Origin of the sequence: Kiloniella sp. (assembly GCF_965205715.1) — a bacterium.
Taxonomy (GTDB): domain Bacteria; phylum Pseudomonadota; class Alphaproteobacteria; order Kiloniellales; family Kiloniellaceae; genus Kiloniella.
Genome location: NZ_CBDBHW010000013.1, coordinates 1,006,852 through 1,020,656, shown reverse-complemented (window position 1 = coordinate 1,020,656; position 13,805 = coordinate 1,006,852). Strand labels below are relative to the sequence as shown.

Here is a 13,805-nt window from a genome sequence, read left to right as displayed (position 1 = left end):
CACCCGGCACCTTTGCAGGCACCGGGTTTGTTATAAGTATTTTAAAAAGCCTGTTACTTACAAGCGTAGGATACATTGTTAGCCGTATCGATTTTACGGATAACATCCCAGAACTTTTTGTATGTCATTGGAAGGAACTGGCTTTCTTTAGATTTAGAAAACTCTTTTTCCAATGATGTACCAGCCCACTCAAAGCTAAAGAAAGCGTCTTTAATCTGTGCCTGAAGTTCAGGTTTCAGATTGTAAGCAACACCAAATCCAGTTGTTGGGAAAGTCTGTGATGTATAAATGGTTTTGACCTGATCAGCTTTGATCACATCACGTGAGATCATGCGGAATTTAACCGAATTCGCGATAGAAGCAGCAATGTAATCTTTGTTGGCAACACCCAGGATGGAGTTGTCATGCTTACCAGAGAATGTTGCTTCGAAGTCACGATCTTTAACCATGTCAAAGTCAGCTTTCAAAATTGCAGATGGCGCTTTGAAACCTGAGTTTGAAGTTGGTGATGTAAAGGCGAGAGCTTTGCCTTTAAGGTCTTCGACTTTATCGATACCACTACCCGGATAAGTTATGATTTCCATCTCGTAACCAAAGCTGCCGTCTTCACGAGCCATAATGGTAAATGGAGAGAAACCGGCACAGTTCACCGCTAATGGGTTGGAACCTGTGTTAAAACCAGCAATATGAAGACGACCAGAGCGCATTGCTTCGATTTCAGCGGCATTGGACTGAACAGGGAAGAAAACAACATCTTTGCCTGTTTTATCTTCAAGATGGTCGATAAAATCTGACCAAGCTTCTTTATAAACAGCTGGATCTTCAACCGGTGTATAAGCAAAAATAAGCGTGTCCGGATCCAGTAATTTTGAAGGATCAGTTGGTGTGTCAGCGATTAAATCACCGTCTACATCACAAAAGCGCGTATCCAAATCACCCCGAGCACAATCTTGAGCAGAAGCAGTTGATACGTTTATGGAAAGACAAGCCAGAACGCTGGCGCATCCAAAAAGAATATCCCGAAGTTTCATCAATACCTCCCAGTATATTGAAATAATCGTGTTATAAATCGTTCTTAGTCTAGATCTTAAACGTTATTGTTTTTTGTTCTTAACTGTTCAGCGTGCCGGCTACATTACCACAACTGACACAGAACTTACTCTCGAAGACTCTATTTATTTTCTCTCGCCTCGACAGATATTTCAATTGAAACACAATCACCTTTCATTTGAAACCTAATTCAACTTCGAATGAAATGAAATATCAAGACGACAGCTAAGACGACCACCAAGCGCTGGGAGACGCCTACTGGTTTCCAAAATTGACCGCAGGATCTGTTCATTCTTACTGGATGTTATTGAATAGCTGGCAAGTCACGATATCAATTCTGCTTTTGTTGAATAAAAACAAAAGCCTGAGCCATGAGTACTTTAAACTCATCTTTTATCGGCACGTCTGCGGCAGCCTCTTTCATAACCCCGGCCAAAAGGGTGTAAGCGGCCAACCAGGAATCTCGAACTGCCGGTGTAAAATCTTTCCCTAGCCCCTTTTCCAGTGTCCATATAAAGGCGGCCCCCACGGTGTCATAATCCTTTGCCTCAACACCATATCCGACATGCTTCACACCCAGGGACTGAACAACAGGAACAATCCTATCCAAATTACTCAATCCAGCCACCACAGCGGCAAGTGCAACCATAAGCTTTTTGCCTTGAGACTTCATATCAGATCGAAACATTTTTTTAAGCGATGGATCCAGCTCAAACAAGCGTCCATAAAATAGCTCTGCAGCTTGTTCTTTGATTGCAGCAACCTGCTTAAATGTCCGCTGTACATTATCAATTTGTGTTTTTTCCATGACATGACACCATTTGTTTTTCCATTACGAGTAAGAAAATTACCCAACAATAACAAATAACTAGTAAAGGAAAAAATTTCACACATCCTATTTCACACTAAACACATGATATTATGTATAAAAATAAAGCAGGTCAAAAACTGCAACAAATTAAAATCATTCTAAACTTATTTTCAGCAACGCTACTTAATTGCTTCTTAACAAATACAGAACACACTCATAGGATGTATTTGCATCTTTAGCGCAACATATAATCAGTTCGGTTTTGATTTTATCCCTACTCCCGGAGGTAAGTCCCAATCATGAAGTTGGACGTCACAGAGCAGACAGCCACAATCGAGCTCGCGCCGTGCCTTGACATTTTTGTAGCAGAAGAACTTCTCGCTCTTTTTGTCGAAGCAGATGAAAAAAGTCTCGACCTCAACATCAATGGCAAAGATGTAGAGAAAGCCTCCACAGCCTGCTTGCAGATCATTCATTCAGCTGCTGTTAGTTGCGTAGAAGCCGACAGATCATTCCAGATCAACGACTCTTCCGACGTGCTCGTCACAGCCTTTAAGGATTTAGGCCTTTATTCTAACGATACATTACGGAGCTAAGTACAATGGGGTTAAAAGTTCTTACCGTAGACGATTCTAAAACAATGAGAGATATGGTTGCCTTCACACTCAAAGGCGCAGGACATAGTGTCCTTGAAGCTGCCGATGGCTGTGAAGCCTTAAACGTATTGGGCGGTGACAGAGTTGACCTTGTCATCACCGACGTGAACATGCCGAACATGGACGGCCTCACATTGTGCAAAGAAATTCGTGCCAACCCAACCCATCGCCTCACCCCTATTTTGGTACTCACCACAGAATCAGATGGCGGAAAAAAAACCGAGGACGCACCGTTGGTGCCACTGGCTGGATTGTAAAACCGTTTAATCCGGAAAAGTTACTGCAAGTTGTCAATAAAGTTTGCCCCTGACTGATCCACGTAAACAAAAAGCTCAGATGACCTGAGCTCGCACCCATCAGGATCCTTAAATGAGTTTGGTAGAGGAAGCTGTCATTTAATCGCCGAATGTACGAGAACGCTCGTATAAGGGGGAATTGTGAGTACAAACGATTTCGACCTAGACCAGTTCAAGAACACCTTCTTCGAAGAGTGCGCAGAACTATTGATAGATGCAGAGACACGTCTAGCGGATCTCCATCACAATCCTGAAAATGTAGATGTAGAAGACCTCAATGCTATTTTCCGTGTTGTCCACTCAGTAAAAGGGGGGGCCGGGGCTTTCAGTTTTGATCAATTGGTTGGCTTTGCCCATATCTATGAAGCCCTGCTCGACAAAATGCGCCAGGGCGAAATAGGCATAACAGAAGAATTGGTTGGCCTGTTACTCGCAGCCAATGATGTTCTCACCAACCTTATTCAAGCCGCACAGGATGGTGTTCTTGTCCCCGAGGAAGACTTTGCTGAGATCAAAGAAAAACTCAATGTCTTGGCCTTTGGGGAAACTGCGGCGAGTGACGACAGCCCCCCAAATGATACTGATAACAACAGCAGCCAGCAATCAGACCTAACAAAGTATATCATTGATTTCGCTCCCAAGATCGACTTGCTACAGCATGCAAACGAACCGCTCTTACTTGTACGCGAGATGAAAGAGTTGGGAGAATTAACCACGACCGTTAATACAGACCGCCTTCCAAATATTCAAAAAATTGTTTCAGACGAAGCCTATTTAACCTGGGTCTTCGAACTGACTTCAGAATGCACACTTGCGGATGTCGAAGAAGTCTTTGAGTTCGTCACGGAAGACTGTGATCTAACAATCACGATCAAAGGCTCGGATACCGACGTTGCTCTGCCCAGCGAGACGACAGACGAAGCACTCGATGATGTCGTTCCAGAAAAATCTCTTGAAGCCACAAAAGAACAAGCCGTAGCGGCCATGCAAGCCCCCACAATCCAACCACCATCAGGACAACCTTCACCTGGTGCTGGAGCTGGGGGCGTAACAGGAGCGGGACAAACACGCGTATCTTCCATTCGTGTTGAGCTTGATCGCGTTGATCGCCTGGTCAACATGGTGGGCGAGCTGGTCATTACCCAGGCCATGTTGCGCCAACAAGTCGACAATCTCCCGCCTGAACTTGCCGCCTTTATGGCCAAAGGATTTGAAGACCTGGGCATGCACACCCGCGAGATTCAAGAATCCGTCATGGCCGTGCGTATGCAACCCGTAAAATCTGTGTTTGCTCGCATCCCAAGGCTGGTGCGCGAACTGGCAACCAAGCTTGGTAAAAAGGTAGAATTGGAAACATCTGGTGAAAACACCGAAGTTGATAAGACCGTTATTGAGCAACTGTCAGACCCCTTAACCCATATGATCAGAAACTCGCTGGATCACGGCGTTGAAGAAACACCTGAAGACCGCGTAAAGGCTGGTAAATCTGAGGTGGCAATCGTCAAGCTCATGGCGGAACACCGGTCCGGGCGTATTCATATTATCGTCGAAGATGATGGCCGCGGCATAAACCGCGAGCGTGTCAGAGCAAAAGCAATCGAACATAACATCATTAACGCGGACGAAAATTTATCCAACGAAGCAATTGATGACCTCATTTTCAACCCCGGCTTTTCAACAGCAGATGAAGTTACCGATGTTTCCGGACGCGGCGTTGGAATGGACGTGGTTCGCCGAAACATAAGTAACCTGGGTGGCAGAATTTCCGTGCAATCCGTACCGGGCAAAGGCACCAAATTCATCATGTCCCTACCACTAACCCTCGCCGTTCTTGACGGTATGGTGGTGGCAATCGGCAAAGAAAAATTCATCATTTCCCTTACATCAATTATTGAAAGCCTGCGTCCGGCAAAAGAAGACCTGCACCGTTTATCAAATGGCGCCGAAGTTGTGTCATTGCGTGGCGAATATATCCGACTGGTAAAATTACATAGCCTGTTCAAGATTCCTGCTGCGCAAAAAGACCCGAGTAAAGGGCTCGTCGTCGTCGTTGAAATTGAAGGCGGAAAACAAGTTGGCATCCTGGTCGATGAGCTTCTCGGCCAACAACAGGTTGTGATCAAAAGCCTCGAAGAAAATTACGACCCCGTGGATGGCATTTCCGCGGCCACAATTCTCGGAAATGGCATGGTTGCCCTAATTCTCGATGTTGACGGCCTAGACGCTATGGCCAGACAGGAAGCACACACATTTGCCCGAAACGATGACGATGTCGATATTGATGGCGCTGATTGTGATGCCTCCGAAAGTGCCGCCAGCAGCAGCAATGTTGAGAAGGCAAGAATAGAACACACCGACACCCAAGAACCGGCACCGGAAATCTCTGGGAAAGAGCCCTTAATCCTCACCAAAGGGCTATCCGAACTTTTGATTGACGATCCCATAAGTGTCGACGAACAGGATTTGGAAGTAGTGGAGCAAGATTAATGGAAAGTAACAGCCTCGTTGCACAGGAAAATACAACTATTGCCGCTTCGGGAAACGCCCCCCATGGCGATAGAGTTGAAGACAACAGCCTTGTCCAGGTTGAAGAAGTGGGCCACTCGCAATTCATAACCTTTACCGTGGGCAAGCAGGAATACGGCGTAGATATCATGTCCGTTCGCGAAGTTAAATGACCCCCGGCAAAGCCGGGGGCTTAAGCGGGTGAGCCCCTTAAAGGGGCAAATTGGGAACCGCTAAAGCGGTTATGGATTGAATATATCCATTTGGTCAAAGTACTTATCACGCTCTTCTTGCGTTCTGATATACTCCCTCACCATCTGTTCATCGAGCCCTACAGTTGAGACGAAATATCCACGGGCCCAAAAATTTTCACCCTTGAAATTCCGTGCTTTATTTTTGAATTTTCGAGCTATGGCAATCGCGCTTTTTCCTTTTAGGTATCCAACGACTTTTGAAACAGCATGTTTGGGCGGTATGCTGATACACATGTGAATGTGATCCGGCATCAAATGGCCCTCCTCAATCTTACTTTCGCGATGCCCGGCCAGTTCATGGAAAATTTCACCAAGATACTGACGTAGGTTGCCATAGATAACTTTTTGCCTGCGTTTAGGGATGAAAACCACGTGGTATTTACAATCCCATCTCGTATGTGCAAGGCTTTTGTAATCTCTCATCGGCTAATTCCTTTGTTATTTTGGTCAATAAACAAAGAAATGTAAGACCGTGGGAACGGTCAAACCATTGAGAGTCCCCCGGCATAGCCGGGGGTTTACCGGATTAAATTAAGGGTTGGGTTGATACAACCCTTTTACCCAACACCCCTGAATACATGCGCGGCGTGTTAAATTTGCGGGGGGTCATTGTTCCCATTTTTGATCTGCGATGTCGCTTTGGTTTGGGCGAGACAGAAGCAACCACTCTTCATGTCATTGTTATCATTGCTGTGAAAGACCGCATGGTCGGGATACTTGTTGATACCGTATCCGACATTCTCACCGTATCCAACACTGATATTCGAGATGTTCCGAAAATGGAAAATCTCGTTGAAGAAGAATATCTATCAGGCTTGGTAACTATCGAAGAACGGATGGTCGCCTTACTCAACCAAGAGCGCCTCTTCGATACGCAGGCTATCGAAGAAGGCGTAACCGCAGGCCAAGCCGAGAGTAACTAAGGCAGTTTGAGTAAATGGAGATCAGTAATGAATAACGATAACATTACCCGGTTGATAAAAGAAAATTGGCACCTAACAACCAAATTATTAGTTCTAGCTGATGAGATAAATTTAACTGGTTTAGTAAATATTAGAGACCGTTTTTTTGCCTCTATTTCCGACACGAACAACAGGCCACAAATCTAAAGAGACTTAAAAGAATATTTTGCAATAGGAGAACTCAAACCCTCCTGATCTGACAAAATCAATAAATGCAGTAATGCGAAATGGAGAGAAGAAAATGCTCGCGCTCTTAAACAATCTATCCGTGAAAATTAAGTTTGGCATATCCCTGTTAATACCCATCCTTGGCCTCTTATTTTATTCCACTTATACCGTCCTGGAAAAGAACGCGACTGTACAATCCATGGAACATATAAAAGGGATTGCCGAATCAACTCCTGAAATCGGTGCCTACATTCATACCTTACAGGTTGAACGAGGCACATCCGCAAATTTTATAGGATCAAAAGGAGCTGAAGATTCCAAATCAAAACTTACCGAGCGGCGACGCCTCAGCAATGAAGCACAGAAAGAATTTGAACAGAAGCTCACATTTCTTCTCGAAAATACTGATGACGTCAAATTCACAGCTAAATTGAGCAAATTACAATCAGAGTTAAGAGAACTGAGCGACATTCGTACTGAAGTTTCAGACCTATCACTTACAGTACCAGAAATGGCAGCTCATTATTCTAATATCATTGCTCATCTAATCGAAATCGTTGCCGAAATGCCGCATTTGAGTGATGACGGTAAAATATCAAATGATATCACTTCTTTAATTGCGCTACTTCAGGCCAAGGAAAATGCTGGGATTGAACGCGTTGTTGGGTCTGCTGGCTTTACGACAGGCGCATTTGACACGAACAAATATCAACAAATAACCAGCTTGATCAGTAAACAAGAGAGCTATTTTTGGATATTTCAAAATTATGCCACACCAGAACTCAAATCGCTCTATGCTGACATGATCAATGACCCGGCCTCTAACGAGCTCGGTAAAATGCGTGCAATTATCAAAAAATACCCGGAAACTTTTAACCTTGCTGGCATAAGTGGACAGGACTTTTTTAACACCAGCTCTGCTCGTCTTGATCAAATTCTGAAAATTGAAATTTTGGCCGAAAATGAACTCATTGAGGATATACATATTATCGAAGATACAGCTGTTAACACAGAAATTATCTTCCTTATCACCACCATTACTTTACTCGTCATCTCAGTTGGTCTTGGCACCACCGTTGCGGTCGGAATAAGTCGATCACTTTCTCAATTGGTAACACTCGTAACAGACACTAACGCTGAGGTACACATTGATGCCGATCGTAAGGATGAGATAGGCATACTCGGGAATTCTGTTCTCTCTTTCCGTAATGATGCCATAGACAATTCCCGTATCAAGGTCGCTCTCGACAATTGCCAAGCAAACGTCATGGTTGCAGATGTTGATCTCAATATCATCTACATGAACGGCACCATGGTCGACATGATGCGAAATGCAGAAAGTGATATGAAAAAAGATCTGCCAAACCTTGATGCCAATAATCTTCTCGGCGTCAATATTGATGGCTTCCACAAAAACCCGAGTCATCAACGCGGCATGATTCAAGGATTGAAATCCGCCTATGAGACTTCTATCGAAGTCGGTGGACGGACCTTTAACCTTATCGCCTCTCCTATTCTCGATGCCAACGGCGAGCGTCTTGGTACCGTGGTAGAGTGGGATGATGTGACGGAAAAACTGGCTGAACAACGTGAATCCGAACGTGTTGCAGCTGAAAATGCCAGGGTGAAAGTGGCATTGGATAGCTGTACTGCCAACGTAATGGTCGCCAATAATGACTTTGACATCATCTATATGAACGAAGCTGTCATGGGTATGATGAGAGAAGGTGAAGCTGATATCCGTAAGGATCTCACCGGCTTTGATACCAATAAACTCTTGGGTGGTAGCATTGATCGCTTCCATAAAAACCCGGCCCATCAACGTGCCGCGCTCGAAGCTCTGGCGACTACCTTCGAAAGCCAGATCGAAATCGGTGGCCGCACCTTTGACCTTATCGCCAACCCGATCAACAACGAAGACGGCGAACGTCTTGGTACCGTGGTTGAGTGGGCAGATGTTACAGCTGAGCTTGCAATCCAGGTCGAAGTTGATGGCATGGTCCAGGCCATTTCCTCCGGTGATTTCAGCAAATCACTCGACGCAGACGGCAAAGAAGGCTTTATGCTTGGCCTGACCAATGCCTTGAATTCACTGAACAAAAATGTCAGTGATGTGGTTGGTGATGTGGCAAAAGCCTTGTCCTCACTCTCAGGCGGTGATCTGACGCACGAAATCACAACCGATTACACGGGGATGTATGAAACCCTGAAACAGGATGTGAACCAGACCTCTGCCCGTCTATCGGAAACTGTAGGCGAAATTGTCTCCACAACCGATGAAATCGGGTCAGCCTCTACAGAGATTTCTTCCGGATCTACTGATCTATCCCAACGGACCGAAGCACAAGCTTCGAGCCTGCAGGAAACAGCAGCTTCTATGGAAGAAATGTCCACAACGGTTAAACAAAACGCAGAGTCAGCCCAGCAGGCCAACCAGATGGCGATCAATGCAACTGAAACCGCTGAAAAAGGTGGTGAAGTTGTCCAGGAAGCTGTTGTTGCCGTGACCGGTATCGAAGAAGCTTCTCAAAAGGTTGCTGACATTATCGGTGTCATCGACGAGATCGCTTTCCAGACCAACCTCCTGGCCCTGAACGCCGCGGTCGAAGCCGCGAGAGCGGGTGAAGCAGGTAAAGGATTTGCGGTAGTCGCCGCCGAAGTCCGGACCCTGGCGCAGCGCTATGGTGAAGCGGCCAAGGACATCAAAACCCTGATCGTCGAAGCCAACGACCAGGTCAAAGAAGGCGTAACACTGGTGAGATCCACCGGAGATACCCTTTCTGAAATTGTCGATTCATCCAAACGTGTGGCCGATATTATCTCTGAAATCGCCGCCTCCAGCCGCGAACAGGCTTCGGGTGTCGAAGAGATCAACACCGCCATCACCACTATGGATGAAATGACCCAGCAGAACGCCGCTCTGGTTGAGCAAAGTTCTGCAGCAGCCCGCACCCTTGAGGAGCAGGCAGAAGGTCTTGTCGATCTTATCGGCTTCTTCACAACCGAAGAAACCAAAGACGGTAAAGGTCAAAAACTAAAAGAGGTTAAGGCAGCGAAAAAAACTGCCGCCCCCAGAGCAGCCCCTAAAAAGGTCTCTGCTCTGAAGTCAGGTTCATCTGCAGCGGTAGCCGTTGAAGATGATGACGACTGGTCTGAATTTTAAGGCCGCTCTTCGAAACCTTGCCCCGAAGACACCCTCCGGTCATGGGGCAAGGTTCGGAGAAAAAGACAGAGCAAAAAAATGAACAAAGCCTATACGATAAATAATTGGAGCCCAAAGTAATGACCGCTCTCGCAAGAAAAGGGACAAACGCTCAAACGCCTTCGCAAGACCGCGAGTTCCCGTTCTCGGATAAGGAATTCAAGAAGCTAACAACGCTCGTCTATAACCGGACGGGCATTGTGCTCAAAGACAGCAAAAAAAAGGCTCTTCTCCGCTTTGTTGAGTAGAAAAAGATGCCGACCGCCAAGTAACCTGTTGATATGTATGGTTTCTGATAACTTTACATAGAGCAGGTATATGACAATCAACATCTCGCAGCATATTTTAGGCCTCAAAGGGCAACGTGTAAATGAAATTAAACTGGATGACGGCGGTGTTAAGATTGTCATTCACTGCAGCCGAGACGCGCGTAGGAGGGCTATAGACCCTGCTACAGGCCAGAAGGGAAGCATCAACCAGCATGTCCGCCGACAAGTAAACGACATCCCCCTTTTTGGGTATCCTTGTGTGGTCGAGATTGAGCTGGCGCAGGTTTATATTAACAAGGGCGAACGCCGCATTGAGGGGTGTGATTTTGTTGATAAAGGGTGCCGTTTCACTCACCGATTTTGCCGACTGATCAGTGGATTATGTCGGCATATGTCTATTCAAGCGGTTTCCAGACATTTGGATATACGATGGGAAACGGTCAAGAATATCGACAGGGCATACCTTATTGAAACTCTCCCTACGCTTGATCCTGCAGAGCTAACTGGCTTGGAATATATTGGTGTAGATGAAGTTGCCCGGGCGAAAGGTCATGACTACATGACGGTGGTCTACGATATGGTTGGCGGTCATCTGATCTGGGTTGAAGCAGGCCGAACTGCCGAGGTTTTTTCAAGGTTTTTGAAACAACTGCAACCAGATACAGCCTGCAAAATAAAGGCCGTAGCGATGGATATGGGGCCTGCCTACCAAAAGGCTGTCAGAGAGTCCTTGCCGTTGGCCGACATAGTATTTGACCGTTTCCACGTCATGAAAAACTACAGCAAAGCTATCCATAATCAGCGTCGACTTGAGTTCAGAAAGGCCGATCCAAGTGGTAAAGAGTTGATGAAAGGGACGCATTATCTGTTGCTCAAAAATGCGGATAAGTTGAGTGAAAAACAAAGTGACAAGCTGCAAAGGTTGCTGGAGAGCAATAGCAACCTGAATGCACTTTACGTCTTGAAAGAACAGCTTCAGCTGCTGTGGAGTGCCGCTTCATTTGAGGCGATGGCGGAGCAACTGGAACGTTGGTGCCTGATAGCAGATCAGTCACAGATGCTCTATCTAAAAAAGTTCGCGAAATCCCTACGGAAACATTGTGTGGGCATCTGCAACTACGCCAAACACAAGCTCACAAGCGCCAGGATAGAGGCTGGTAATGTCAGTATAGGAATGATCCGTAAGCGAGCCAGAGGCATCAAGGATACCGAATACTTCAAACTCAAAATTAGACAATCATCCATTCCAGATAATCAATCTATGCTCTATTTGAAATCCTAAATCTACTCAACAAAGCGGAGAAGAGCCATTGAGGCTCTTCTCCGCTTTGTTGAGTAGAAAAAGATGCCGACCGCCAAGTAACCTGTTGATATGTATGGTTTCTGATAACTTTACATAGAGCAGGTATATGACAATCAACATCTCGCAGCATATTTTAGGCCTCAAAGGGCAACGTGTAAATGAAATTAAACTGGATGACGGCGGTGTTAAGATTGTCATTCACTGCAGCCGAGACGCGCGTAGGAGGGCTATAGACCCTGCTACAGGCCAGAAGGGAAGCATCAACCAGCATGTCCGCCGACAAGTAAACGACATCCCCCTTTTTGGGTATCCTTGTGTGGTCGAGATTGAGCTGGCGCAGGTTTATATTAACAAGGGCGAACGCCGCATTGAGGGGTGTGATTTTGTTGATAAAGGGTGCCGTTTCACTCACCGATTTTGCCGACTGATCAGTGGATTATGTCGGCATATGTCTATTCAAGCGGTTTCCAGACATTTGGATATACGATGGGAAACGGTCAAGAATATCGACAGGGCATACCTTATTGAAACTCTCCCTACGCTTGATCCTGCAGAGCTAACTGGCTTGGAATATATTGGTGTAGATGAAGTTGCCCGGGCGAAAGGTCATGACTACATGACGGTGGTCTACGATATGGTTGGCGGTCATCTGATCTGGGTTGAAGCAGGCCGAACTGCCGAGGTTTTTTCAAGGTTTTTGAAACAACTGCAACCAGATACAGCCTGCAAAATAAAGGCCGTAGCGATGGATATGGGGCCTGCCTACCAAAAGGCTGTCAGAGAGTCCTTGCCGTTGGCCGACATAGTATTTGACCGTTTCCACGTCATGAAAAACTACAGCAAAGCTATCCATAATCAGCGTCGACTTGAGTTCAGAAAGGCCGATCCAAGTGGTAAAGAGTTGATGAAAGGGACACATTATCTGTTGCTCAAAAATGCGGATAAGTTGAGTGAAAAACAAAGTGACAAGCTGCAAAGGTTGCTGGAGAGCAATAGCAACCTGAATGCACTTTACGTCTTGAAAGAACAGCTTCAGCTGCTGTGGAGTGCCGCTTCATTTGAGGCGATGGCGGAGCAACTGGAACGTTGGTGCCTGATAGCAGATCAGTCACAGATGCTCTATCTAAAAAAGTTCGCGAAATCCCTACGGAAACATTGTGTGGGCATCTGCAACTACGCCAAACACAAGCTCACAAGCGCCAGGATAGAGGCTGGTAATGTCAGTATAGGAATGATCCGTAAGCGAGCCAGAGGCATCAAGGATACCGAATACTTCAAACTCAAAATTAGACAATCATCCATTCCAGATAATCAATCTATGCTCTATTTGAAATCCTAAATCTACTCAACAAAGCGGAGAAGTGCCATCGTTGATGACGTAAAGCTATTGCGCGACATGATTGCTGGTATCTTACGAAAGGCTGGATTTACGAACCTCGTTCTTGCCGAAGATGGTCAAGAAGCTATGTTCAAGGTTGCCTCTAATCCGCCGGATCTCATGATTTTGGATATCATCATGCCAATAATGAATGGCATGGAAGTCTGTAGCCTTGTTCGACAAATAGAAGACACAGCTTCAATCCCTATCATCGTTCAAACTGCAATGGATGATAACGAAGAACGCCTAAAGGCTTTTGCAGCAGGAGCAAGCGACCTCCTTACCAAACCAGTCAATGCACTCGAACTTGTTATCAGGACTAAGCTTCATTTAAAAAACCTGGTTTTGACCGAAAAACAAGAACGCTATCGTCACAGAGTGGCCGATGAACTCTCCACAGCTAAAGACGTTCAACAGAATATACTTCCCTCCAAAAAGAAATTGGCGGAAATACGCCAAGCCACCGGGCTGAACATTTCATCAGTTTGCCAACCGTCTTCTGAACTAGGTGGCGATTTCTGGGGGGCTCATGTGCTGGAAAACGGTTCCATCGGCTTTTATGTCACAGACTTTTCAGGCCATGGGGTTGTTTCTGCCTTGAATACCATACGCCTTCACACCTTGTTATTTAATGTCGGCGAAGCCTGGATAAACCCTCATGTATTGCTTTCAAACATCAATCAAAGCCTATGTGACATGCTACCAACTGGCCAATATGCCACCATGATTATTGGATTGATTTCACCAGATGAGGGAACCCTGAGTTATGCAGGTGCTGCAGCACCGCCTCCTCTCTACGGTGCATGGTCAAAACCGGATGAATTGTTCAGCGACAATAACCTTGGCCGGTTGCGACAACCACCTTGGCCGGTGGATCTGATCATTAAAAAGGGCGTGCCCGTTTGATAATCAGATCCACCGGCCAAGGCTTAATTTGGTGTTAGTTACAAG

The 13,805-nt window shown here is 45.9% G+C and carries 14 protein-coding genes and 1 pseudogene; 10 read left to right on the top strand and 5 right to left on the bottom strand.

The window, feature by feature from the left end; all coding sequences use genetic code 11:
- Positions 1-53 precede the first annotated feature (53 nt).
- Both phnD and ACOGW3_RS16225 read right to left on the bottom strand, forming a co-directional pair.
- Positions 54-1,031, bottom strand: coding sequence for a phosphate/phosphite/phosphonate ABC transporter substrate-binding protein (gene phnD, locus ACOGW3_RS16230; protein ID WP_419903931.1), 978 nt, complete (start codon positions 1,029-1,031; stop codon positions 54-56).
- A 350-nt stretch (positions 1,032-1,381) separates the two neighbouring features.
- Positions 1,382-1,858 (bottom strand): globin family protein, encoded by a 477-nt coding sequence (locus ACOGW3_RS16225; protein WP_419903930.1) that lies wholly within the window; start codon positions 1,856-1,858, stop codon positions 1,382-1,384.
- 302 nt (positions 1,859-2,160) lie between these two features.
- Between ACOGW3_RS16225 and ACOGW3_RS16220 the strand changes: the two genes are divergently transcribed.
- The 4 genes and pseudogenes from ACOGW3_RS16220 to ACOGW3_RS16205 all read left to right on the top strand — a co-directional run bounded on the left by ACOGW3_RS16220 (position 2,161) and on the right by ACOGW3_RS16205 (position 5,491).
- Complete coding sequence (locus ACOGW3_RS16220; RefSeq protein WP_419903929.1) at positions 2,161-2,457, top strand: STAS domain-containing protein; 297 nt, start codon at positions 2,161-2,163, stop codon at positions 2,455-2,457.
- Between the two features lie 5 nt (positions 2,458-2,462).
- Positions 2,463-2,827 (top strand): annotated as a pseudogene (locus ACOGW3_RS16215) (response regulator).
- Between the two features lie 127 nt (positions 2,828-2,954).
- Positions 2,955-5,300 (top strand): chemotaxis protein CheA, encoded by a 2,346-nt coding sequence (locus ACOGW3_RS16210; RefSeq protein ID WP_419903928.1) that lies wholly within the window; start codon positions 2,955-2,957, stop codon positions 5,298-5,300.
- Entirely contained in the window at positions 5,300-5,491 is a 192-nt protein-coding gene (locus ACOGW3_RS16205) for a hypothetical protein (RefSeq protein ID WP_419903927.1), read from the top strand. Before ACOGW3_RS16210 ends, ACOGW3_RS16205 begins: the two co-directional genes overlap by 1 nt.
- Positions 5,492-5,560: 69 nt before the next feature.
- On the opposite strand, the gene tnpA is transcribed toward ACOGW3_RS16205, so the two are convergent.
- The gene (gene tnpA, locus ACOGW3_RS16200; protein ID WP_419901154.1) at positions 5,561-5,995 is read right to left on the bottom strand and encodes an IS200/IS605 family transposase; all 435 of its coding nucleotides are present in this window, start codon (positions 5,993-5,995) and stop codon (positions 5,561-5,563) included.
- A 107-nt stretch (positions 5,996-6,102) separates the two neighbouring features.
- On the opposite strand from tnpA, the gene ACOGW3_RS16195 reads away from it, so the two are divergent.
- The 3 genes from ACOGW3_RS16195 to ACOGW3_RS16185 all read left to right on the top strand — a co-directional run bounded on the left by ACOGW3_RS16195 (position 6,103) and on the right by ACOGW3_RS16185 (position 9,865).
- The gene (locus ACOGW3_RS16195) at positions 6,103-6,495 is read left to right on the top strand and encodes a chemotaxis protein CheW (protein WP_419904072.1); all 393 of its coding nucleotides are present in this window, start codon (positions 6,103-6,105) and stop codon (positions 6,493-6,495) included.
- Between the two features lie 27 nt (positions 6,496-6,522).
- Positions 6,523-6,681: a hypothetical protein gene (locus ACOGW3_RS16190; protein WP_419903926.1), complete on the top strand. Its 159-nt coding sequence runs from the start codon at positions 6,523-6,525 to the stop codon at positions 6,679-6,681.
- Between the two features lie 94 nt (positions 6,682-6,775).
- On the top strand, positions 6,776-9,865 hold the full coding sequence (locus ACOGW3_RS16185) for a methyl-accepting chemotaxis protein (protein ID WP_419903925.1): 3,090 nt from the start codon (positions 6,776-6,778) through the stop codon (positions 9,863-9,865).
- 206 nt (positions 9,866-10,071) lie between these two features.
- Here the strand turns inward: ACOGW3_RS16185 and ACOGW3_RS16180 are convergent, their stop codons facing one another.
- Positions 10,072-10,236, bottom strand: coding sequence for a hypothetical protein (locus tag ACOGW3_RS16180; RefSeq protein ID WP_419903924.1), 165 nt, complete (start codon positions 10,234-10,236; stop codon positions 10,072-10,074).
- On the opposite strand from ACOGW3_RS16180, the gene ACOGW3_RS16175 reads away from it, so the two are divergent.
- Positions 10,223-11,455 (top strand): ISL3 family transposase, encoded by a 1,233-nt coding sequence (locus tag ACOGW3_RS16175; RefSeq protein ID WP_419901077.1) that lies wholly within the window; start codon positions 10,223-10,225, stop codon positions 11,453-11,455. The two genes, ACOGW3_RS16180 and ACOGW3_RS16175, sit on opposite strands and share 14 nt — an antisense overlap.
- Positions 11,456-11,461: 6 nt before the next feature.
- Here the strand turns inward: ACOGW3_RS16175 and ACOGW3_RS16170 are convergent, their stop codons facing one another.
- Positions 11,462-11,596 (bottom strand): hypothetical protein, encoded by a 135-nt coding sequence (locus tag ACOGW3_RS16170; RefSeq protein ID WP_419903923.1) that lies wholly within the window; start codon positions 11,594-11,596, stop codon positions 11,462-11,464.
- Here ACOGW3_RS16170 and ACOGW3_RS16165 point away from each other — a divergent pair.
- Both ACOGW3_RS16165 and ACOGW3_RS16160 read left to right on the top strand, forming a co-directional pair.
- Positions 11,583-12,815: an ISL3 family transposase gene (locus tag ACOGW3_RS16165; protein ID WP_419901077.1), complete on the top strand. Its 1,233-nt coding sequence runs from the start codon at positions 11,583-11,585 to the stop codon at positions 12,813-12,815. The genes ACOGW3_RS16170 and ACOGW3_RS16165 overlap by 14 nt on opposite strands.
- Positions 12,816-13,760 carry a response regulator gene (locus tag ACOGW3_RS16160; protein ID WP_419904071.1) on the top strand — a complete coding sequence of 315 codons (945 nt, stop codon included), beginning with the start codon at positions 12,816-12,818 and terminating at the stop codon, positions 13,758-13,760.
- The last annotated feature ends 45 nt before the right edge of the window (positions 13,761-13,805 follow it).

Excerpts from the sequence above, each read along its gene's own strand:
- phnD (WP_419903931.1), bottom strand. The coding sequence starts at position 1,031 with ATGAAACTTCGGGATATTCTTTTTGGATGCGCCAGCGTTCTGGCTTGT.
- ACOGW3_RS16225 (WP_419903930.1), bottom strand. The coding sequence starts at position 1,858 with ATGGAAAAAACACAAATTGATAATGTACAGCGGACATTTAAGCAGGTT.
- ACOGW3_RS16220 (WP_419903929.1), top strand. The coding sequence starts at position 2,161 with ATGAAGTTGGACGTCACAGAGCAGACAGCCACAATCGAGCTCGCGCCG.
- ACOGW3_RS16205 (WP_419903927.1), top strand. The coding sequence starts at position 5,300 with ATGGAAAGTAACAGCCTCGTTGCACAGGAAAATACAACTATTGCCGCT.
- tnpA (WP_419901154.1), bottom strand. The coding sequence starts at position 5,995 with ATGAGAGATTACAAAAGCCTTGCACATACGAGATGGGATTGTAAATAC.
- ACOGW3_RS16190 (WP_419903926.1), top strand. The coding sequence starts at position 6,523 with ATGAATAACGATAACATTACCCGGTTGATAAAAGAAAATTGGCACCTA.
- ACOGW3_RS16185 (WP_419903925.1), top strand. The coding sequence starts at position 6,776 with ATGCTCGCGCTCTTAAACAATCTATCCGTGAAAATTAAGTTTGGCATA.
- ACOGW3_RS16175 (WP_419901077.1), top strand. The coding sequence starts at position 10,223 with ATGACAATCAACATCTCGCAGCATATTTTAGGCCTCAAAGGGCAACGT.
- ACOGW3_RS16180 (WP_419903924.1), bottom strand. The coding sequence starts at position 10,236 with ATGTTGATTGTCATATACCTGCTCTATGTAAAGTTATCAGAAACCATA.
- ACOGW3_RS16165 (WP_419901077.1), top strand. The coding sequence starts at position 11,583 with ATGACAATCAACATCTCGCAGCATATTTTAGGCCTCAAAGGGCAACGT.
- ACOGW3_RS16170 (WP_419903923.1), bottom strand. The coding sequence starts at position 11,596 with ATGTTGATTGTCATATACCTGCTCTATGTAAAGTTATCAGAAACCATA.